The organism is Mycobacterium sp. SMC-18 (genome assembly GCF_045310895.1).
In the GTDB taxonomy this organism is placed as follows: domain Bacteria; phylum Actinomycetota; class Actinomycetes; order Mycobacteriales; family Mycobacteriaceae; genus Mycobacterium.
On the sequence record NZ_JBJIAL010000059.1, the window covers coordinates 1 to 21,757 of the forward strand.

20 protein-coding genes are annotated in these 21,757 nt (G+C 62.7%); all 20 read left to right on the plus strand.

All coding sequences use genetic code 11. The features are described from left to right. The first annotated feature begins 779 nt into the window (after positions 1-779). The 20 genes from ACJH6J_RS27935 to ACJH6J_RS28030 all read left to right on the plus strand — a co-directional run bounded on the left by ACJH6J_RS27935 (position 780) and on the right by ACJH6J_RS28030 (position 21,723). Positions 780-1,547 (plus strand): MlaE family ABC transporter permease, encoded by a 768-nt coding sequence (locus ACJH6J_RS27935; protein WP_406775217.1) that lies wholly within the window; start codon positions 780-782, stop codon positions 1,545-1,547. 32 nt (positions 1,548-1,579) lie between these two features. Continuing rightward, the gene (locus ACJH6J_RS27940; protein WP_406775223.1) at positions 1,580-2,398 is read left to right on the plus strand and encodes an ABC transporter permease; all 819 of its coding nucleotides are present in this window, start codon (positions 1,580-1,582) and stop codon (positions 2,396-2,398) included. 4 nt (positions 2,399-2,402) lie between these two features. Continuing rightward, a complete protein-coding gene (locus ACJH6J_RS27945) occupies positions 2,403-3,869 on the plus strand; it encodes an MCE family protein (protein WP_406775224.1) in 1,467 nt (488 codons plus the stop codon). A 44-nt stretch (positions 3,870-3,913) separates the two neighbouring features. After that, entirely contained in the window at positions 3,914-4,942 is a 1,029-nt protein-coding gene (locus ACJH6J_RS27950) for an MCE family protein (RefSeq protein ID WP_406775218.1), read from the plus strand. Beyond that, complete coding sequence (locus tag ACJH6J_RS27955; protein ID WP_406804862.1) at positions 4,939-6,249, plus strand: MCE family protein; 1,311 nt, start codon at positions 4,939-4,941, stop codon at positions 6,247-6,249. Before ACJH6J_RS27950 ends, ACJH6J_RS27955 begins: the two co-directional genes overlap by 4 nt. Beyond that, positions 6,249-7,562 (plus strand): MCE family protein, encoded by a 1,314-nt coding sequence (locus ACJH6J_RS27960; protein WP_406776256.1) that lies wholly within the window; start codon positions 6,249-6,251, stop codon positions 7,560-7,562. The genes ACJH6J_RS27955 and ACJH6J_RS27960 overlap by 1 nt, the downstream gene beginning before the upstream one ends. Then, positions 7,559-8,680, plus strand: coding sequence for an MCE family protein (locus ACJH6J_RS27965; protein ID WP_406776255.1), 1,122 nt, complete (start codon positions 7,559-7,561; stop codon positions 8,678-8,680). The genes ACJH6J_RS27960 and ACJH6J_RS27965 overlap by 4 nt, the downstream gene beginning before the upstream one ends. Position 8,681: 1 nt before the next feature. Continuing rightward, positions 8,682-10,124 (plus strand): MCE family protein, encoded by a 1,443-nt coding sequence (locus ACJH6J_RS27970; protein WP_406776254.1) that lies wholly within the window; start codon positions 8,682-8,684, stop codon positions 10,122-10,124. Positions 10,125-10,201: 77 nt separating this feature from the next. Then, positions 10,202-10,675 (plus strand): mammalian cell entry protein, encoded by a 474-nt coding sequence (locus tag ACJH6J_RS27975; RefSeq protein WP_406776253.1) that lies wholly within the window; start codon positions 10,202-10,204, stop codon positions 10,673-10,675. Between the two features lie 31 nt (positions 10,676-10,706). Next, complete coding sequence (locus tag ACJH6J_RS27980) at positions 10,707-11,285, plus strand: hypothetical protein (protein ID WP_406776252.1); 579 nt, start codon at positions 10,707-10,709, stop codon at positions 11,283-11,285. 26 nt (positions 11,286-11,311) lie between these two features. After that, positions 11,312-11,650 (plus strand): DUF732 domain-containing protein, encoded by a 339-nt coding sequence (locus ACJH6J_RS27985; protein WP_406776251.1) that lies wholly within the window; start codon positions 11,312-11,314, stop codon positions 11,648-11,650. After that, positions 11,650-12,123, plus strand: coding sequence for a CAP domain-containing protein (locus ACJH6J_RS27990; protein WP_406776258.1), 474 nt, complete (start codon positions 11,650-11,652; stop codon positions 12,121-12,123). The genes ACJH6J_RS27985 and ACJH6J_RS27990 overlap by 1 nt, the downstream gene beginning before the upstream one ends. A 148-nt stretch (positions 12,124-12,271) precedes the next feature. After that, the gene (locus ACJH6J_RS27995; protein ID WP_406776250.1) at positions 12,272-14,653 is read left to right on the plus strand and encodes a LuxR C-terminal-related transcriptional regulator; all 2,382 of its coding nucleotides are present in this window, start codon (positions 12,272-12,274) and stop codon (positions 14,651-14,653) included. Positions 14,654-14,694: 41 nt separating this feature from the next. Further along, positions 14,695-15,162 (plus strand): hypothetical protein, encoded by a 468-nt coding sequence (locus ACJH6J_RS28000; RefSeq protein ID WP_406776249.1) that lies wholly within the window; start codon positions 14,695-14,697, stop codon positions 15,160-15,162. Positions 15,163-15,265: 103 nt separating this feature from the next. After that, positions 15,266-16,420, plus strand: a complete 1,155-nt coding sequence (locus tag ACJH6J_RS28005; protein WP_406804863.1) for an LLM class flavin-dependent oxidoreductase — start codon at positions 15,266-15,268, stop codon at positions 16,418-16,420. A 2-nt stretch (positions 16,421-16,422) separates the two neighbouring features. After that, positions 16,423-16,836 carry a YybH family protein gene (locus ACJH6J_RS28010; RefSeq protein ID WP_406776247.1) on the plus strand — a complete coding sequence of 138 codons (414 nt, stop codon included), beginning with the start codon at positions 16,423-16,425 and terminating at the stop codon, positions 16,834-16,836. Then, complete coding sequence (locus ACJH6J_RS28015; RefSeq protein WP_406804864.1) at positions 16,826-18,259, plus strand: amidase; 1,434 nt, start codon at positions 16,826-16,828, stop codon at positions 18,257-18,259. Before ACJH6J_RS28010 ends, ACJH6J_RS28015 begins: the two co-directional genes overlap by 11 nt. Then, positions 18,249-19,556: an ArgE/DapE family deacylase gene (locus tag ACJH6J_RS28020; RefSeq protein WP_406776245.1), complete on the plus strand. Its 1,308-nt coding sequence runs from the start codon at positions 18,249-18,251 to the stop codon at positions 19,554-19,556. Before ACJH6J_RS28015 ends, ACJH6J_RS28020 begins: the two co-directional genes overlap by 11 nt. A gap of 296 nt (positions 19,557-19,852) precedes the next feature. After that, positions 19,853-20,584, plus strand: a complete 732-nt coding sequence (locus ACJH6J_RS28025) for an SDR family NAD(P)-dependent oxidoreductase (RefSeq protein WP_406776244.1) — start codon at positions 19,853-19,855, stop codon at positions 20,582-20,584. A 29-nt stretch (positions 20,585-20,613) separates the two neighbouring features. Continuing rightward, positions 20,614-21,723, plus strand: coding sequence for a hypothetical protein (locus ACJH6J_RS28030; protein ID WP_406804865.1), 1,110 nt, complete (start codon positions 20,614-20,616; stop codon positions 21,721-21,723). Positions 21,724-21,757: the final 34 nt, after the last annotated feature.

A 21,757-nucleotide genomic window follows, 5' to 3' on the forward strand; every position in this document is an offset into this window, starting at 1 on the left:
CAATCACCACCGAGCCCACTCCGCCATCGGAGGCCGCCCACCGGTCACTCGGCTGACCAACGTCCCTGGACATCACACCTAGGTAGCGCTGGCAGTGCAGTACCGCTCACGGACGCTAACCCCGACCGGCCCACTCAAGGGAGCCTTAACGACGTTCATGCGCGTACGGCGGCAATCCGATCCACGCAGCGTCTAGTCCTATCTTATTGAAGCGCATCAGGGTTAACGTGCCAATGCCTTCCGATCCAGTTAGCTGCGGAGGCGATGCGCACCTGCCATAGTGTTCGATATAGCTCATGGTCAAGGCTGTACCGGCCAGGCCCGGACCCGGCTGATCGCGGTGGTATTCGACGTCGCGGATTCACTTGGGGCTTGGAGCGCGGGACACCGCAGGTCGACGGCGTATTTCCTGTCGGTGGTCTCCACGATGTGCAGGTGCACTAAGTCCACATCGCCGAGTTCGTCGACAAGCACTCGATTTGCCCGTCAACGGCTTCGGTCGTCCCGCAGTGTCAGCCGGATGCGATTGTCGCATCGAACCGCCCGGTGATCGGTGCGGACTTTGGCGTTGGTCGACATGAACAGCGCCGGCGACTCGATCTTCAAATGAGCTGTGCGACGCCGCAATGCGAGGCATTTGCCAACCCGGTCAAACCAAGCGGTCGCGATTTGACGGTTCAGCCAATGTTCCGGTCGATCGGGGTGCCTTAGGTTTGCTGCATCTGTCTGTGCGTCACGCGTCGTGGGGCGGATGCTTCAACTACGAGAGGGTGAGACCAATGATCGCGGTGGCCGATGTAGTCAAGCCTGCCTCGGCGCTTGGCGGATTCTTCGCAATGTCATTGGACACGTTTGTGCAGATGTTTCGGCCGCCGTGGGCTTGGCGGGAGTTTCTTAACCAGACCTGGTTTGTGGCACGCGTTTCGCTGCTGCCCACGGTGCTGTTGGCGATTCCGTTCGTTGTGCTGACCACATTCACCGTAAGTACGCTGCTTGTCGAAATCGGTGCAGCGGATTTCTCCGGTGCCGGTGCAGCACTGAGCACTCTGACTCAAACTGGACCCATCGTTACGGTTTTGGTCATCACTGGTGCCGGCGCGACTGCCATGTGCGCCGACCTCGGTGCCCGGACCATCCGCGAGGAGCTAGACGCGCTGCGGGTGCTCGGCATCGATCCGATCCAGGCGCTGGTGGTTCCGCGAGTCCTGGCAGCGACTGTGGTGGCGTTGCTGCTGGCGTCGGTAGTCACCGTCACTGGCCTGGTCGGCGGGTTCTTCTTCGCCGTGTACTTCCAGCACGTCACGCCAGGCGCCTTCGCGGCGGGACTGACCCTATTGGTAGGAACTCCCGACGTGCTGGTCTGCCTGGGCAAGGCTGTCGTCTTCGGGGTCGCGGCTGGACTCATCGCTTGTTACAAGGGAATTCATGTCGGGGGAGGGCCCCAAGGGGTCGGCAATGCCGTGAATGAGACTGTTGTCTTCACATTCATGGTGCTGTTCCTGGTCAACGTGATCGCGACAGCGGTCGGCGTCAAGGTGGCATTGTGAGCCCGTCGACTCCGAGCGGCCGCCAGTCGCGATTGCACACCATCGTCGCGAAGATCGCTGACGAGTGGAACCGTATCGGTTCTCAGGCCCAGTTCTACAGCCAGACAGTCCGCGGTATCGGCGACGCGTTCGTTCACTACAAAGTCGAACTTGTCCGGCTGATCGCCCAAATGAGCTTGGGTACAGGTGCTTTGGCAATTATCGGCGGATCGATAGCGATCGTCGGATTTCTGACTCTGTCCGGTGGTTCGCTGGTGGCAGTGCAGGTGTACAGCTATTTGCAGCAGATCGGCGTTGGCGCGCTCGCCGGGTTCTCCTCGGCGTACCTCAATGTGAGGCTGATCGCGCCACTGGTTGCTGGCGTCGGTCTGGCCGCCACGATCGGGGCTGGCGCCACCGCACAGCTCGGCGCCATGCGGATCAGCGAGGAGATCGATGCACTCGAGGTGATGGGTATCAGGTCAGTGGCATATCTGACGTCGACCCGGGTGGTCGCGGGGATCATAGTCGTGGTGCCGCTGTATTGCGTCTCAGTCCTGATGGCCTTTTTGGCAACACGTTTCGGCACGACCTACATCTACGGTCAGTCGACCGGAGTTTACGATCATTACTTCAACACGTTCCTCAACCCCACCGACTTGCTGTGGTCGTTCTTGCAGGCAGTTTCGATGGCGGTGGTGGTGATGCTGGTGCACACCTATTACGGCTTCACAGCATCCGGCGGTCCGGCCGGGGTAGGAGACGCCGTGGGTCGGGCCGTGCGTACATCGATGGTCGCGGCGGTCGCTGTCACTCTATTGGTATCGCTAGCCATTTATGGCCAGTCCGGCAACTTCCACTTGGCGGGTTAGCAGCATGCCGACTAGAGCTCGAGACCAGCGTATTCACCCCGCTTTGTGGACCCTCATCCTGGTTGGCGTGATCGGGTTGTTCGTGTACGTGACGATGGCGCAATTTGCCGGCAGCTTCACCCGATACGTTCCGGTGACCGTGACGTCGGATCGCGCAGGGCTGGTGATGGATGCCGGAGCTAGGGTCAAGTTGCGCGGGGTTCAGGTCGGCCGGGTTTCGGCGATTCAGGCCGATACGGGTGCGGAAGGCACCGCAGTGCGGCTGAGGCTCGAGCTTGACCCGGGCCAGGTCGGTCACATTCCCGCCAATGTCCGCGCCGAGATCCGGGCCACCACGCTGTTCGGTGCCAAGTACGTCGATCTCGTGATGCCGAAAAGTCCTAGTGTCCAACATATTTCATCAGGTGCGGTGATCCCGTCGGACAACGTCAGCACCGAGGTCAACACGGTCTTCCAGAATCTATACAACCTGCTCGGAGAAATCGATCCGGCCAAGCTCAACAGCACACTCACCGCGCTGGCTGACGGCCTGCGGGGGGAAGGCCAGGCGATCGGTCAGAGCATCACCGATTACGACGAGGTCCTCAAGGCGCTCAATCCTCGTGCCGACACGATCCGCGCCGGCTGGCAATCGCTGCGCGGGTACAGCCAGACGTATGGCGCCACGGTCCCCGACATTGTGTCGATCCTCGATTCGGTGACCACGACCAGTGCGGCCATCACCGACAACGCCCGAGCGCTCGATGCCTTGTTGCTCAACGTGACTGGATTGGCACATAGCGGAACCAGCCTGTTCGCTCCGAACAAGGAGAATTTCGTCACCGCCATCAACGCGCTGCAACCGACCACCAGTCTGCTGCTCAAGTACAACCCCGAGCTCACCTGTTTGATCGTTGGTGGAAAATACTATCTGGACCACGGTGGGTATCAGGCCGTCGGGGGCAACGGTAGGTCAACCATCATCGACGCCGCCCTTCTGCTCGGCGACGACCCGTACAAGTATCCGGACAACCTACCGGTCGTCGGAGCCAAGGGCGGTCCCGATGGCAAACCCGGCTGCGGCTCGCTACCTGACGTTGCCAAGAACTGGCCGGTGCGTCAGCTGGTCACCAACACCGGATGGGGAAGCGGCGTGGACTGGCGCCCTAACCCGGGTATCGGATTCCCCGGCTGGGCCAACTACTTCCCGGTAACCCGGGCAGTCCCCGAGCCGCCGAGTGTGCGAAATTCTGACGGCGGTCCAGCCCCCGGACCTATCCCGTATGCGGGCGCCCCGGCCTACGGCGCCCCGCTATATGCGCCCGACGGAAACCCGCTGTACCCGGGCTTGCCGCCGGCACCGCAGCCCGGCACACCACGCGAGCCGGGGCCGCCACCGCCCGGCACCGAACCTTTCACGGTGCTGAATCCCGCAGCGCTACAACCGACACCCCAGGCGCCGCCACCGACACCCGCTGTGCCATCACCGTGACGACGGCACTCTGTTGAACTACCGCATCGAAAGGCCCCACGATCGTGAGAGATAAACTGCCAGGCACTATCTGGCGTCTCACCGTGTTCCTGGCGGTCTGCCTGTTCTTCATGTTCGCGATGTTCGCGGTGTTCAGCCAGTTGCGCTTTGAGGACCAGCGGGTGTACCACGCAGCGTTCGCAAACGTATCGGGTCTCGAACGTGGGCGGTTCGTCCGGATCGGCGGTGTCGAGGTCGGTAAGGTCAAGGACATCGTCGTGCAACCCGACGCGACCGTACTGGTCACATTCGGCACCGACGACTCCGTCGTGCTGACCCGCGGCACCCACGCCGTCATCCGGTACGACGACTTGATCGGAGGCCGCTACCTCGCATTGGAGGAGGGCGCGGGCAGTCCACAGCGGCTCAATCCGGGCGACACCATCGCCTTGGCGAATACCTCGCCCGCGCTCGATCTCGACGCGCTGATCGGCGGCTTTCGGCCGCTGTTCCGCGCGCTGGACCCTGATCAGGTCAACGCCTTGACCAGTCAGCTGATCAGTGCTTTCGAGGGGCAGGGTGACACTATCTCCGGATTTTTCGAGCACGCCGCGACGTTGACCAACACGCTGGCCGATCGTGATCAACTGATCGGCCAGGTGATCGGCAATCTGAACACCGTGCTCGGCTCCCTGGGGGATCAGCGGAGCCAGTTCGCCAAAGCTGTCGACTCGCTGTCTCAATTGGTCACAACGCTGGCCGACCGCAAGCAGGACATCAGCAATGCGGTCGCGTACACCAATGCCGCCGCCGGGACTATCGCCGACCTGCTGGCCCGGTCGCGTCCACCGCTGCAGCAAGTCGTCCATGAAACCGACCGCACCGCAGGGCTTGTCGTCGCGGACAAGGATTACATGGACAACCTGCTCCGAACCTTGCCCGATAAGTACCAACTGCTGGCGCGCCAGGGCGTCTACGGCGACTTCTTCAGCTTCTACCTGTGCGACGCCGTGCTGAAGGTCAACGGCAAAGGGGGACAACCGGTCTACATCAAGGTGGCGGGTCAAGACAGTGGAAGGTGTGCGCCGAAATGAAGTCCTTCTCCGAACGGAATCCGTTGGTGCTGTGTGCCGTCGGTGTGGCCGGGACCGTCGGGATGGCACTTTTTGCGCTCAACTACGACAAGGTGCCTCTGATCAATCAGGACAAGAACTATTCGGCCTACTTCGCTGATGCGGCGGGCCTGATCCCCGGTGCTGCCGTGCAGGTTTCGGGATACCGGGTGGGCAAGGTGGACAGCCTTGGCCTAGACGGTCCCCGGGTCCTCGTGACGTTCAACTTGGACAAGGGCATCCACCTAGGCGACCGTACGGAGGCTTCAATCCAAACCAGGACCGTGCTCGGATCAAAGATTCTCGAGATCACGCCGCGTGGCGGCGGCCAGCAAAACGCTCCAATTCCGTTGGAACGCACCCGATCCCCCTACCAGCTTCCTGACGCGTTGGGGGATCTGACGTCGACGATCAGTGGGCTAAACACCGACCAGCTGTCTCAGGCATTGACAGTGCTGACCGATACCTTCAAGGACACGCCTGCTCCGCTGAAGGTGGCCGTGGCCGGGGTGGGCCGGTTCTCGGACACCCTCAACCAGCGCGACGCGCAACTTCGCAACCTGCTGGCCAATGCCAGAAAGGTGACCGGAGTATTGGCGGAGGACAGCGACAAGATCGTCGCTCTGGTGCAGTCCAGTAACGCTCTGCTGGTTCAGTTGCGTACTGAAAGTGCTGCAGTGGAACAGATCTCGAAAAACATTGCGGCGGTAACCGAACAGGTGCGCGGGCTGATCGGCGAACACCGGAACACGCTCAAGCCGGCGCTGGAGAAACTCAACGGCACGTTGGCCATCCTGGATCAGCACAAGGACCAAATCCAGTCGGCGATAAAGAAGCTCAACTCCTATGCGATGTCCCTCGGGGAGTCAGTCGCGTCCGGACCGTTCTTCAAGGCCTACCTGTCGAACCTGCTACCGGGGCAATTCGTCCAACCGTTCGTCGATGCCGCGTTCTCCGATTTGGGGTTGGACCCGCACGTTTTGGCACCGTCGGAGCGCACAGACCCTCAAGTGGGACAGCGCGCCACCCCGGCGCTACCCGTGCCCTACCCGCGTACCGGTCAGGGCGGTGAACCGCACCTCAATCTGCCTGACGCCATCACCGGTAAGCCCGGAGATCCACGGTATCCGTACCGGGAGCCGCTGACGCCACCGCCACCGGGTGGACCGCCGCCGGGACCGCCGGCAACGGCGCCGCCCGGACTTGAACCGGTTCCGGCGCCCACCAGCGCTCCGCTGCTGGCTCAGGATCCGGTCGAGGCGCCACATGTCAATGGCGGTGGGCAATGATGACCCGCAGCACCAAGCGCATCACCATTGCCGCAGGGCTCGCGGTCGCCCTCGTGGTCGGGCTGTTCATGGTTGTGAGAACTACAGCGAACGCACACCGCATCCATGTCGTTGGCTACTTCGCCAACAGCAACGGTGTTTACACCGGCGATGAAGTCCGCATCTTGGGCATCCCCGTCGGAACGATCGACCGCATCGAACCCCAACAACAGCGGGTGAAAATCTCTTTCTCTTATGACGCCAAGTATCAGGTGCCAGCCGATGCGAAAGCCGTTGTGCTGTCGCCCTCCCTGGTGTCGGTCCGGGCGATTCAGCTCACCCCGGCGTACACCGCGGGACGCGTGATGACCGACGGTGCCACAATTCCCCTGAACCGCACTGCGGTTCCGGTCGAGTGGGATGATCTGCGGGTCCAATTGCAGAAGCTGACCGAGTCGCTGCAACCGACGCAACCGGGTGGGGTCAGCCCGCTCGGCGCGTACGTGAACACCGCGGCCGAGAACCTACGCGGTGAGGGTCCGAGCATTCGGGACACTCTGATCAAGACTTCCCAGGTGTTTTCGGCGCTAGGCGATCACAGCGACGACATCTTCTCCACCGTAAAAAACATCTCCACGCTGGTGACCGCATTGAAAGACAGCCACGATGTGTTGCGGCGCCTCAACATCAATCTGGCGGACATCACGGGCCTGCTGGCACGCGATCCCGATCAGGTCGCTCACGCGCTGTCCGGCGTGAACTCCGTGGTGGGTGACCTACAGACGTTTGTCGCGGCGAACCGCGAGACGCTGGGCACCACGTCGGACAAACTCGCCGCAGTCACGTCGACGCTCAATGGCAGCCTCGATGACGTCAAACAGACGTTGCACACGCTGCCGACCGTGCTGCAAAACTTCGTCAACATCTATCAACCGTCGCAAGGCGCCCTCACCGGTGTGCTGGCATTGAACAACTTCGCAGACCCGATCTCGTTCCTGTGCGGCGCAATTCAGGCCGCCTCGCGCCTCGGTGCCGATCAGTCGGCCAAGCTATGTGTGCAGTATCTGGCGCCGATCGTGAAGAACCGGCAGTACAACTTCCTGCCGATCGGCGAGAACCTGTTTGTCGGACAATCCGCCCGGCCCAACGAAATCACATACAGCGAGGACTGGATGCGCCCCGATTACGTGCCGCCGGCACGTCCAGGTACCCCCGCGGCTCTGCCGCCGGCCGCGCCTAGTCAGGCACCGGCAGGTCCGCCGCTGCCAGCGGAGTCGGCCGATCCTGCCACCGGTCTACAGGGGTTGATGGCACCACCCGGAGGTGGCTCATGAGATGTCGCGCTGCTGCGGTGATCTCGCTCCTGGTGGTCGTGCTGTCAGGATGTCAATGGCGGGGCGTGAACTCGCTGCCGCTGCCCGGTACCGCCGGACATGGCGCCGGCTCGTTCACAATCCAGGTCGAACTGCCCGACGTCGACAACATCCAACGCAACTCGCGGGTCCGGGTCGGCGATGTCACCGTGGGCACCGTTACCAGAATCGATCGTCAGGGTTGGCACGCGTTGCTCACGCTCACGCTCGACGGCAGTGTGAACCTGCCCGCCAATGCGACGGCCAAGATCGGGCAGACGAGCTTGCTGGGCTCCAAGCATATTGAATTGGCTCGGCCGACGGCCACAGCTCCGGAGGGCCGTCTCCACGACGGTTCGCGGATCGCGCTCACCTCGGGGAGCTCCTATCCAACGACGGAAAAGACCCTGGCGGCAATGTCATTGGTGCTCAACGGTGGAGGCATCGGCCAACTCCAGGACATCACCCGAGCGCTGAGCACAGCATTCGCCGGCCGAGAGCAGCAGCTACGCAGCCTGCTGACTCAGCTCGACGAGTTCATCGCACACCTCGATGACCAAACCAGTGACATCATCGACGCGACCGCGGCGCTGAACAATCTGGCCGGCCAGGTGGCGAGCCAACAGCCGGTGCTGGACAAGGCGATTCGGACCGTGCCGGACGCACTTTGGGTGCTCAAGGACGAACGCGGCAAGCTGGCCGACGCGCTGGATGCGATCGGCAAATTCAGTGCGGTGGCGGCCGATTCGGTGAACAAGACCAAGGAAGACCTGGTCCGTGAACTGCAGGCCGTTGGCCCGGTACTGGCCTCGCTGGCCAACGCCGGACCGGATCTCACCAGATCACTGAGCTTCTTCGGCACCTTCCCGTGGCCCAACGAAACGCTTGAGAATTGGTTCCGCGGCGACTACGCCAACCTCACCGCAGTCATCGATCTCACCTTGAGTCGGATCGACGCGGGCCTGTTCACCGGGACGCGGTGGGAGGGCAAACTCACCGAGCTCGAGATGCAGTGGGGCCGAACCATCGGGCAGATGCCGAGCCCGTACACCGCGGGCAATCCACTTGTCGCGCCGTATCACTGGGATCAGGGGCACTGACATGCGAATGAACCGGAAGATCTGGATGCAACTGGCGGTGTTGTTCGTCGTCACCACAACAGCGTTCGTCGTCATGGCGATCGGGTATGTGCGACTGCCCAACCTGTTGTTCGGTATCGGGCACTACCAGGTCACTGTGCAATTGCCGGAGACCGCCGGTCTTTACGAACGGGCGAACGTCAGCTACCTGGGAACGGAGGTGGGGCAGGTCAAGTCGTTGGCGCTGACCGCGCGCGGGGTCGATGCTGTGCTGTCGCTGCGCTCGGACGTCAAGATCCCCTCCGATCTGGACGCGCAGGTGCACAGCACGTCGGCGGTCGGGGAGCAATACGTGGCGCTGCTGCCGCGGGCCGGACAGTCGGCACCCCTGCGCAACGGCGACGTCATCCCAGCCGACCGGACCACGGTTCCGCCGGATGTCAACGAGCTGTTGGACGCCACGAACAGAGGGCTGCGGGCGATACCCGGGGACAACCTGAAGACCGTGATCGACGAATCCGCCACTGCGGTTGGCGGGTTGGGGCCGGAGCTGTCCCGCATCGTCAAGGGATCAACCACTCTCGGCGCGGGCGCCCGTGCGCACCTCGATGACCTGACCAATGTCATCGACAACGGTGGACCGCTGCTCGATACCCAGACCGACACCGCAGATGCGGTGCAGGCGTGGGCCGCTCACCTGGCCCACGTGACCAAACAGATCAAGGACAGCGATCCCGCGGTGCGCGGGATATTGCAGCACGGCCCCGAGGCCGCGGACCAGGTACGCCAACTGTTCGACCGATTGCAGCCCACGTTGCCGATCATGCTGGCCAACCTTGCCAATATCGCGCCGGTCCTGGCCACCTACAACGCCAGCCTGGAACAGATTCTCGTGCTGCTGCCGGTTGGTACCGAGGCTGTGCAGGGCGTGACGCTCGCCAACAGGGATATGCCGCAGAAGTACCGGGGCGCCTATCTGAGCTTCAACCTCAACGTCAATCTGCCGCCGCCATGCACGACCGGGTTTCTGCCCATTCAGCAGCAGCGACAGGCGGTGTTGCAGGACGCCCCGAACCGGCCGGCGGGCGACGTGTACTGCCGCGTGCCGCAAGACTCGATGTTCAACGCCCGGGGAGCACGCAACCTGCCATGCATCACCCGCCCCGGCAAGCGGGCGCCGACCGTCAAAATGTGCGAGAGCGACCAGAACTATGTGCCGCTCAACGACGGCTTCAACTGGAAAGGCGACCCGAACGCCACGCTGTCAGGGCAGGACATCCCGCAACTGCCGCCGGATTCCGCGCCCGCGGCCAAACCACCGCCACCGATCGCGGCAGCTACCTACGACCCGGCCACCGGGAACTACGTCGGTCCCGACGGCAACGTGTACACCCAGGCCGATCTCGCCCAAACCGCACCTAAGGAGCAGACATGGCAGTCGATGTTGACGCCGTCGGCGAAGTAGCCGACACCGAAGTAGCCGACGAGGCAGAGCAATTGACGAATGAGGGAGACGTCGGGGCGTCCCAGCGGCGCCCGGGTATGCGCGCCCTGATCATCGGGGGCATAGTGACCGCCGCCGCTGCGGCCGGTGTCGTCGGCTGGCTCGGCGTCCAGTATCGCCACCAGGCACAGGATCAGCAGCGGCAGGAGCAATTCCTGCAGGCCGCGCGGCAGGGTGCGATCAACCTGACCACCATCGACTTCGCCGAGGCCGACGCCGATGTGCAACGCATCGTCGACGGGGCGACCGGTCCGTTCTACGACGATTTCCAGAAACGAGCGCAACCGTTCGTCGGCGTCGTGAAACAGGCCAAATCAAAATCGATCGGAACGGTGACGGCTGCGGGCCTGGCCTCCGTGCAGGGCGATGAGGCACAGGCGCTGGTCACCGTCTCGGTGAACACCACCAATGCCGGTGCGGCAGAGCAGAAGCCGCGACTGTGGCGGATGCGGATAGACATGCAACGGGTGAACGATGTGGTCAAGGTATCCAACGTCTCGTTCGTGCCATGACGCAGCAGTACATCTCACGAAAGGGGCAACGATGACCGAGACCGCGATAGCCGAACATGACCTCACGACCGACGACGAGCCGGTGGACGCCATCCCCACAGATCGGCCAGAAGTCGCGGCGAAGAAACGGAACTGGTATCGCGTCCTGGGTCTCGTGGTGCTGCCAGTCGTCGTCCTGGCGCTCGGTGTCGCCGCCGGGTACCTTAAATGGCTGAGCGGATCGGCAAGCGAATCCGCCCATGCCCGTGCGGAATCCGTGCAAGCGGCCACCGATAGCACCGTCGCGATGTTGTCGTACCGACCGGACACCGTCGAAAAGGACCTCGGCGCGGCCGAAGGCCGGTTGACCGGGACTTTCCGCGACTCCTACGCCAAATTGGTGCACGACGTCGTCATCCCCGGGGCCAAACAGCAGTCGATTTCCGCGGTCGCGACCGTGCCGGCAGCGGCCGTGGTCTCGACCACCCCGCGTCACGCGGTAGTGGTGGTCTTCGTTAACCAGACGACCATCGTGGGCAACGGGGCACCGACCAATACCGCCTCGAGCGTGCGGGTGACACTGGACAAGGTGGGATCGAGTTGGCTGGTCTCGGACTTCACACCCGTATGAGCGGGTCGGTATGCGGTCGGAAGTTGATGTCGAGTGCTGTTGCAGCAGCAGGGGCGTTCGTGCTGTCCCCGGCATCGCCTGGACACGCCGATGCGGTGGCATACCTAACCAACGTCACCCTTGGTCCGGGCTATTACTTCGCGAGCGCCGATGCGGCCCTGCAGTACGGCTACCGATTGTGCGACAAGGTGCGCCGCGGCGAACCGTACGCCCTCATCCTAGCGGCAGTGAAGGACGACGTCGGCGACCCCGGCGAATATCAGACCGCCTTCTTGCTCAACCAGGCTGTGAACGAACTTTGCCCGGCAGCAATCTGGCAGCTACGCAATTCAGCAGCTCACCACCGAGCTGGAGGAACGTCATGATGGTGAAAAAAGCGGTGGCAACAATGGTGCTCGCTGTCACCGCACTGACTGGGGCCGCTACTGCCGCTGCCGACAACCACCGACTCAACGACAGCGTCGCGGTAAATGTCTATACCGTGCAACACCACGCCGGGTGCACCAGCGAGCTACGGGTCGATCCGGCGCTACAACTGGCCGCCCAGTGGCAGGCCGTCGACATGCTGAACAATCGCGCGCTTGACGCTGATCTGGGATCTGACGGATCAACCACCCAAGATCGGGCACGTGCCGCCGGATTCCACGGCCGGGTCGCTCAGACTGTGGCGATCAATCCGGCGATGGCGATTACCGGAGTCGAGATCATGCGCCAATGGTTCAACGACCCAGCGGATCTCGCGATCATGTCGAACTGTGCCAACACTGCCATCGGGGTCTGGTCAGAGAATGCCCTGGACCGGACAGTAGTGGTTGCGGTCTACGGACAACCTGCCTGACTGATTGAGGCCCCTTGTGTCGAACGAAGTTGGCCACCGGCGACGCCTGCTACGTTGCGCATCGGTATGCCCTGGATCGTGACGAGCTGCGACGTCGGAACGATGACGCGGTACCCGTCCGTGACCGTCTGATCGGGCTAGAGTATTTATGGGCGCAAGGCCAGTAGCAGTGGAGGAGGCGTGTCCCTCGGTGCGCACAGATGTTCCCGGACCCACGTGGCCAGCAGGCGGCCGACGAGCGGTGCGGCGTAGCGGGATAACCACGTTGCCCGGGGAAGCAACTAGCTTCATCGGGCGCCGTGACGTGCTAACAGCGATCCGGTCCCGGATCGGGAGCGGAGCGCGGCTCGTTACGCTCGTCGGTATCGGTGGCATTGGCAAGAGCCGGGTCGTTGTCCAGGCGGCACGACAGTTGACGCCGGTGTTTCCCGACGGGGTCATCTACGTGGATCTGACCCAATTAAGACACCGTGAGCTCTTGGCCCAAGCGGTCTTGGATGCCGCGGGCATACCGCCGGCTGCCAGCGAAGAGGCAGCGGAATACTTGATCCGTAGCCTGGCTGGGAAAGCTGTACTTATCGTGCTCGACAACTGCGAGCACCTGCTTGCCGCGTGCGCGGAACTCGTAGCCCTGCTGTTGCGTCGAACGGCAGGGGTGGCGGTTCTGTCTACGAGTCGAATGCCACTCGGCACAACCGGCGAATGGTTAATCCCAGTGCAGCCGTTGGCCGTTAGCGGCCAAGACGCCGACGGTGTCGCGCTGTTCGTTGACCGGGTCCAGTCGGTGCAATCAGCCTTCGTCGTCGACGCCGCCAATATCGGACGGATCGAGGCGCTATGCGCGCGGTTGGATGGCCTTCCGCTAGCCATCGAACTCGCCGCGCGTCGGATGCGTGTACTGTCGCTCGACCAACTTATCGACCGTCTGGAGGACCGCTTCCGGATTCTGACGGAGGCTCCCAACGACGTGCCCGAACGACATCGCAGCCTGCGGGCGGTATTCGACTACAGCTATGAACAGTGTTCGCCTGACGAAAGTCGGCTGTGGGCACAGGCATCGGTATTCGTCGGTAGCATCAGCCTGGAGGCTCTGGAGGCGGTCTGTGTTCCAGACGGTCCGGTGACGGCACTAGATCTGGTTGACGGATTAGTCCAGCGGTCGATCCTGATTCGGTCGGAGTCCGTCAACGGCGCCCGTTACCGGATGCTGGAAAGTATCCGCGAATACGGAATCGACCGTCTGCATGACGAACTCGATACGGTGCAGTTGCGCCACCGGCATCGTGGTTACTTCTCTGAAGTCGCGCGGCGCGCCGAACGTCATTGGTTTGGACCGCGGCAAGCTGATTGGAGCGAGGAGCTCCGTTTAGAGCTGCCCAATCTGCGGGCTGCACTGGACTCATTTCTGAGCGATGGTGAGTGGGAGGCCGCCGCTGAGATGGTGGCCGATCTGTGGCCGTTCTGGCTGGCTCATGGACATTTGCACGAGGGTCGGATGTGGTTCCAGCGATCCCGCGTCGACGACTATCCAAGTCCCAAGACGATGTGGGTGTCGGCCTGGATTGACCTGCTTGAGGGCGATGTCGAGACATCGACCCGACGGCTGAAGATCAGCGTCGCCCTATCGCAGAAACTCGGGGACATTCGCTCGCTGGCGAATGCGACAGCGCTGCAGGGCGCCGTGGCGCTCGTTAAGGGCGACCTGGAAACCGGCGCATCGCTGTACGAGCGGTCACTCGAGATCAACGCCACAACCGACGACCCTGCCGGAAGGGCCTTCATATATCTGCAGCTGGGCGAGATTTACTGCGCCGCCGGAAGACCCGACGACGCACTAGTCTGCGCACAGAAGAGCCGCGAGCTTAGCGAACCTTTGGGTGAGCAGGCCTGCTCCTCCTATGCCATGTGGGTACAGGCACTCGCTATGCACATCAGCGGGGACAACTCGGCCGCGGAGGCAATGGCCAGCACGGCGATGCTGACGAAGTACCGGCTTCACGATCGTCTGGGCATGATGCTGCTCGCCGAGCTGCTCGCTTGGATCGCTGTGGATAACGGCGAATTTGACCGCGGTGCCGTGCTTTTAGGGGCGACATCGGAAATCTGGGTATCCGTGAGCAGCCAGTTGATGGGACTCGGCTCGCTGATCACACTCAGGGATCAGGCGATGGCGACGTTGCGTGGTGCTTTGGATGCGCCGGTGCTCGACACGGCCTGGCAGCGCGGAACAGGCATGGCTGAAGACGACATGATCAAAACCGCCATCAGGGGCGCGGGCAGTCCCGCGGCCGGCACCGAGGATGTGCCCTCGCCGAACACCCCGGTCTCGCCGCTCACCAAACGCGAAATCGAGGTCGCCCGGCTGATCGCTGAAGGACTCAGCAATCGCGAACTCGCGAGGCGGTTGGTGATTGGCCAGCGGACGGTGGAGACACACGTGACCAACATCCTGACCAAGGCGGGACTGGACCGTCGCGGACAGGTAGCAAAGTGGCTTGCCGACCAAGGCGTCCGTAGCGAATCGGTATAAGCACCGATGCTGGGTCCGCCCAGCGGGCGGACGATCGGTGAATGACACAGACACACAACGCGACGCTCCTGGTCATCGGGGAGGGAGCAGTTGTCGGTTTCACCCGGACCGAATGTCTTTCAGGGCTGTATCCATGTCCGATTGACGCAACAGACCTCCATACGGCCGCGCTCGTGGCCAGTCGTTTGGAGCCAGATTCCATGGGATGCGCACCGCTGTCACTACTGCGCGTGCACGCGCCCACGGAGGAGTTCACCGTTGATTCCAGTGCTCGGTCAATCCCGTTTGTGCGGAAGGCGCGGCTCCTGGCGGGCTTGATCGGCGATGCGGTACTGGCCGGCGTTGCGTCTGGTGCTGTGGTGAGCACCCGTGGTGATGAGTCGGCGCGAGCTGAGCTGCGCGATGAGATCGCCGCGTACTTGGAAGCAGCGGGATTCGGCGTAGCCCTTGAGATTCCGGGCTGGACCTTGTCTGTTGCGCCTACGCTCCGTGAGATCCGTACTGCGTAGGTAGTTGCCCGGATGTATGCACCGCCCCCGGAATGAAAACTCGATCTAGTGGGGCTGGACAGCCACCGCCATCGAAAACCTACTGCGGCCATTGGAGTTAATCATGCGATTCGTGATGTTGACGGAGTGCGAGACCCAGACGGGCACCACCCACCACCGTCGGTATTGGGGCATGGTGCAGGAGGCGGTCTTCGCCGAGGAGATGGGCTTTGATGCCTGGGGGACCTCAGAGCACCACTTTTTTGCCGACCTGGCAGTGACCCCGTCGCCGGAATGTCTGTTTACGGCAGTGGCCATGCGCACCAACCGGATTCGGCTGCGACACATGAGCCGGCTGATCTCGACCGTGCATCCGGTTCTGGTTGCCGAGCAGCTGGCGACGACGGACATCTTCTCCAATGGTCGCGTCGAGATGGCCACGGCACGCGGCAATACCCTGCTTCAGCTGGACGCGTTTGGGGTGTCGCTTGACGAAACAAAGGGCCGTTCCGAAGAAGCCTTGGACCTGATCGTGAGGGCACTGACCAACGAAACCTTCAGTCATGACGGCAAGTACTGGGGCAACATTCCCGAACGCTGTCTGACTCCCAAAGGAGTTCAGGAACCACACCCGCCGCTCTACAAGATCGTTCAGAGCGTGGAGTCGGCCGAGGACGCTGCCCGGAAAGGTCTCGGCATGGTGACGTGTGACTTGTACCTCGGCTGGGAGAACCTCGAACCGCAGATGAAGGCGTACTGGGGTGTTCCCGAATCCGAGATCAAGCCGGTGGGTGCCTATGCAGTGCGGTCGGCCGGCGCCTTCGCGATGACGGCAGTCTGCGCCGAGACCAACGACGAGGCCATGCGGCGAGCAGAACCCGGACTTCTGCGGGCGGCGCGCGCAATCATCAACGACATCTACGCGCAGCTGGCCGAACGCTCCGACAGCGGATACCACGGCTTCGAGCGGGTCAAGGAACTTCGGGATCATGTCGACGACGCGCGCTACCTTCGCGACCTGTCTCCGACGATCATGGTCGGCGACCCCGACCATTGCATCGAGCAGATCGCTCGGTACCAGGCGCTGGGCGCCGACGAGATCGTGTTGAAGATCGACGGCGACACCCACGCGAACATCATGAGCACCATCGAGTACTTCGGCCGGTATGTCATTCCGGTCTTCAAGAACTCGTCAGCGGTGGTCAACGCCGGCACGATCGGGGTGCTGCCGGGTGATCCGAACCAGAAGACCAGCTGGAAACTCGCCGAGGCGCGCTGACCATGTCGTCGCCAACCCTCGACCGCACTGGCCTCGCCGCCGTGCATCGCGCCGTGTCGAACGCGATCGATGAGCACGACGCTGCCGCACTGGCCGCGCTCTATGAATCCGACGGGACACTGATGCCACCGAGCGGCATGGTGATCCGCGGCCGTTCGGCCATCGAGGACACGTTGCGGGCAATGTTCACGCAGGGGCTATGCGGTCAACGTGTCGAAGTCGACGAGTTCTTCACCTCCGGAGACCTCGCGGTGGAGATAGGCCGATCCGTCGCTGACGTCCGCGACCCGGCAACGGGTTCGATGACAACATTGGCGGGCAACTACCTAATCGTCCACCGTCGACAGGCGGACGGTTCCTGGTCCATGTCGCATGACATCTGGACCTCCGTTCCGGATGGTGCACATGCGGATTGACGAGTACGCCGAATTTGACGGGGTAGGTCTGGCAGGTCTGATCCGCAGCAATCAGATCAGCGCGGCCGAGGTCCAGGCGGTGTCCCGGACCGCGATCGAATCGCTACAGCCGCAGCTGAACGCGGTGGTGGACGGACCCTGGCAGCAGCCGCTGAAGTACAACGCGAATGGACCGTTCGCGGGAGTTCCGTTCGTGCTCAAGGACATTCTGTTGCACGCGGCGGGTGTGCCCACCCACTGCGGCAGCAGATTGTTCGGCACCGGCATGGTCCACGACCACGACACCGAGCTGATGCGTAGGTTCCGCGAGGCTGGCCTAGCCGCGATGGCCACCACTCGCACCCCAGAATTCGGGCTCAGCGCGGGTACCGAGCCTGTGCTGGGCGGGGCTACCCGCAATCCGTGGGACATTTCACGCACCCCGGGCGGGTCCAGCGGCGGCACCGCGGCATTGGTCGCAGCGGGTGCGGTTCCGTTGGGGCACGCCAACGATGGCGGGGGATCGATCCGCATCCCGGCATCATTCACTGGGCTAGTGGGGCTCAAGCCTAGTCGTGGCCGAATCCCGATCGGCCCTGATCTTCAGGAAGCGATGTACGGCTTGGCCACTGAGCTGGCGATCACTCGCACGGTGCGTGACACCGCGGCGATGCTCGACGCAGTCAGTGGATTCGCATCAGGGGAGAAGTTCACCATGTTGGCGCCTGGCCAGTCGTTTGCGTCGCAGGTTGGCGCGGAGCCGGGGCGGTTGCGGATTGCGGTGCAGCCCGACTCCTGGACCGGCCACGCCACCGACCCCGGCGTTGTCGCGGCTGTCCGGCGCACCGCCGAGACACTGTCAGATCTCGGTCATCACGTCGAATTCGCCTGCCCCACAGTCGAATGGGATCAGTTCAGCGAGGCGTTGACGACGACCTGGGCGGCAGGCGCGGCAACCGCGGTATATCCTGCTGCGGACGCGCTCGGCGTGGAGGTGGATGAGAACCTCCTGGAATTGTCTACGCTCCGGCTGGCCGAAATGGGCCGCGGCGTGACCGCAATCGAGCTGGCCGGAATGGTCGCGGCGTTCAACGCGGTGTCGCGGGCTATGGGCACATTCTTCGACCAGTGGGACTTGTGGCTAACAGCAACCACCAGCGTGCCGGCGCCGCCGATTGGGCACTTCAACGCCGACGTGGACGTGACTCCCGCCGAGTGGGTCCGGCGCTGTGTGGAGCTCTTCCCTTACTTGGCGGTGCTCAACGTGACTGGTACACCGGCAATTAGCCTGCCAGCAGGTCTGGTAGACGGCTTGCCGATCGGCATTCAGCTAGCCGCTCCGATGGCTGGCGAGGCGACGTTGATCCGCGTCGCTGCTCAGCTTGAGCAGGTGGCCGGGTGGGCCGACCTACGGCCAGCAGGGTGGGTCGGCAATGGGAACTGAAGCCGCTGATCGGGTATTACGCTGGATCGACGAAACAAGCGCCGATCTCGTCGAAAGCGTGCGCGAGCTCATTCGAGTGCCCAGTGTGAACCCGAACTACCCGGGTACCCGGTTCGATGACCACATCGGTTACGAGTCAGAAGCCAACCTCGTCCTGCGCGACTCGTTTGCAGGAATCTTCGACACCACTGAGACCCTCTGGAGCGCACCAAAACGCGAGAATTTCGTTGGGGTGGTGCGGGGTTCGGGTGGCGGGCGTTCGTTGCTGCTCAATGGGCATATCGACGTCGTACCCACTGGCGGCGAGGACAATTGGACGTTCGCCCCGTTCGGTGCCCAGCTCGACGACGGCCGGATCTACGGTCGAGGTGCCTGCGATATGAAAGCCGGTGTAGTTGCTGGCTTTTGGGCTGCGAAAGCACTGCAGGAGTGCGGCATCCGCCTTGCAGGCGACTTGATAGTGCACTCGGTGGCCGGTGAGGAGGTCGGAGAACGGGAGATCGGCACGGGCTTGCTGCTCGACCGCGGCTACACCGCTGATGCAGCGATCGTCATGGAACCGTCCGCGAGTTTCGGTGGACCGCTGTCGATCAATCCCACCGCGGCCTCCCTCCTGTGGGGCAAAGTGCGGGTGGAGGGCAAGGCCGGCCACCCAGGAATGCGGCGGGAGTTGGTGCGCGCCGGCGGAATTGGTCACCGGGCCGGCGTCAATGCCATCGATAAGGGCTATCTCGTGCTGCAGGCGCTCTACCGGCTCGAGGAGCACTGGGGGATCAGTAAGCAACGCCCGCACTATCTGCCCGGACACTTCACAATCATGCCGGGGATCATCAACGGCGGTCCCAACGGAATCGATGCGCCGCTGATGTTCGCTGAATACTGCGAGATCGACTTTCTGGTGTGGTACCCGCAGGACGAAGAGCCCGCCGCGATCCAGGCCGAGATCACTGAATTCATCGCCCGCGCAGTGTCGATCGACCCTTGGCTGTCGGCCCATCGGCCGGTGTTCACCTGGCCACTGAGTTACACCGGCTATCACACCGCGGTGGACCATCCCATTGTTGCGGCACTGGGTTCGGCGCATCTGGTGGCGAGCGGCGGACGGTCGCCCGTCGAGGCGTTCCCGGCTGCATGTGACGCGAGTTGTATGTCCGAACTGGGCATCCCGGTGGTCAATTACGGGCCAGGGCATCTCGTAAATGCACACAAAGCCGACGAATCGGTCGAGGTCGCGGAAATTGTGACAGCCGCCCGCAGTATCGCGCTGACCGCCATGGACTGGTGCGGCCTTTCATAGCCCGTACCGGGCATCCAAATCAAGAGGAGATATCCGTTCCGCATGCTTAGTCCAGCAACGTCGTCGATCGGCAGAGCTCGTCGGCTCACGATGACCACGGCCCTTCCGGATCTCAAAGTCGGAGTTGCCGTTACCGATGAATCAGTGAATATATTTGCACCACAACGCCTTACCTGCTTCAAGCGGCCGAAATACATGGTGTTCACCGACGCAATGCCGAATAGCCCGAGCGGCAGGGTGCTCAACAGGAACTTGCCAGACCGGTATGCCGGTCTGGCAGAAAAGGAGATGCTGCCATGACGATCCCTGAGTCCGATGTGGCGTTGGTGAGCGGCGGGTTGGGTGGTATCGGGTGGGCCATCGCTGAACGGCTCGCAGAGGCGGGCTACACCGTTGTGGCGGCGGATCTTCCGGCGGCGGTTGCCGGCGCAACCGCCAGGGGCAGCATTCATCCGTTTCCGCTCGACGTAGGGGATAGCGCCAGCGTAAAGGCGTGTGTGGCCGCAGCCACCGATCTGGGCAACTTGGGCGCTGTTGTCAACTGCGCTGGTATTCTCCGGGCGAATCCGGTTGCTGCGTTCGCAGACTCTGATCTGGACTTGCTGTGGCAAGTCAACGTCGCAGGTGCGACGCGGGTCTGCCGTGCCGCGCTGCCGCATCTACGGCCACAGGCCTCGATCGTGAATATCAGCAGTATCGCCAGTTGTATCGGCCGGTTTCCCGGTGCTTCGCTCTATGGCGCCACCAAGGCGGCTCTGAATCAATTCACCAGATATTTGGCGTGCGAGCTAGGCGACAGTGGGATTCGGGTCAATTCGGTGCTGCCGGGATTCATCGCGGTACCGATGAGCGAGCACATGCGTGCCGCGTCCGGAGGCGAAGAGAGCGCTGCGGCGCAGGTGCCGATGAAACGGATGGGGGAGCCCGCTGAAGTTGCTGAGCTCGTCGAGTTTCTGCTCTCGCCCCGTGCGTCGTATATCCACGGCGCTGTCATTCCTGTCGACGGCGGCGTCACCGCTGCCTCGTAGTTAACACCACCTCCCGAAAGGAAGCGGACATGTTCGATCAGGTTGCATCGCAACGTAAAATGGAGTGCGAGGCGTCTCTCGCCCGGCTATCGGAATCCGGTGCCAGGTTTGCGCAGATGGAGTTTTCCGATATCAACGGGGTGTTCCGCGGCAAGCTGACCACCCTGGAGAAGGGCTTGTCGACATCGGGCACCGGGGTGTCGACCCTGATGATGTCGGCACGCAGCGGTGACGAGATTGTGTTGACCGAGTGGAGCGACTTCTCCAATGGGTTTCCCAAGATGGTCGCGGTGGCAGACCCTGGCACGGCGACCGAGTGGCCGTGGAATCCGGAGATCGCGGGGGTGCTCTGCGACCTCTTCATGGAGGATGGCAGCCCCTGTCCGTTGGACGGCCGGCAGATGCTGCGCCGAATCGCCTCGGAATACGCGGATCTGGGCATTGAGGCGCGGGCCGCGCTGGAATGGGAATTCTACCTGTACGAGGTCGACGACGCGTTGATGCGGGAGAAGCGCTACCGTGAACTGAAGACGTTCGGCCGGGGCCTTGACTTCTACAGCGTGACCAGAACGCCGTCGTTCGCTCCGCTGGCCATCGAATTCCTCTCGCGTACAAAGAGTGTCGACATCGACGTCGAGGTGTTCCACACCGAGTACGGCCACGGGATGTACGAGTACACCTGCGGTCATGAAACTGCACTGAAAGCCGCAGACGACGCGGTGCGGTCCAAGGCATATCTGCGGCAGCTATGCGATGAACTGTCGGTGGTGCCGACCTTCATGCCGGCTCTACATCGGGGCACCAACGATTCCGCCAATGGCTGCCACCACAACGTCAGCTTGTGGCGCGACGGCCGGAATGCTTTCTGGGACCCTCAAACCGAACAGCTCACTGAGATCGGAAGATGGTTTGCCGGAGGGGTTTTGGCGACTATGTCTGACTTTCATCTGGTCATGCGTCCGTGGGTTAATTCCTACCGGCGGTTCGACCACCAGGCTTGGAACCCGGTCGACGCATCCTGGGGCCTGGACAATCACGCGGTGGCGTTGCGTCTGGTACACGGTTCGGTACCGGCCAAGCACACCCGGTTCGAGCATCGTGAACCGTCCCGGGTTTCATGCACCCTCAGGTTTCTGTGATCCGGCCGGTCTACCGGTCACGAGTTGGGAATAG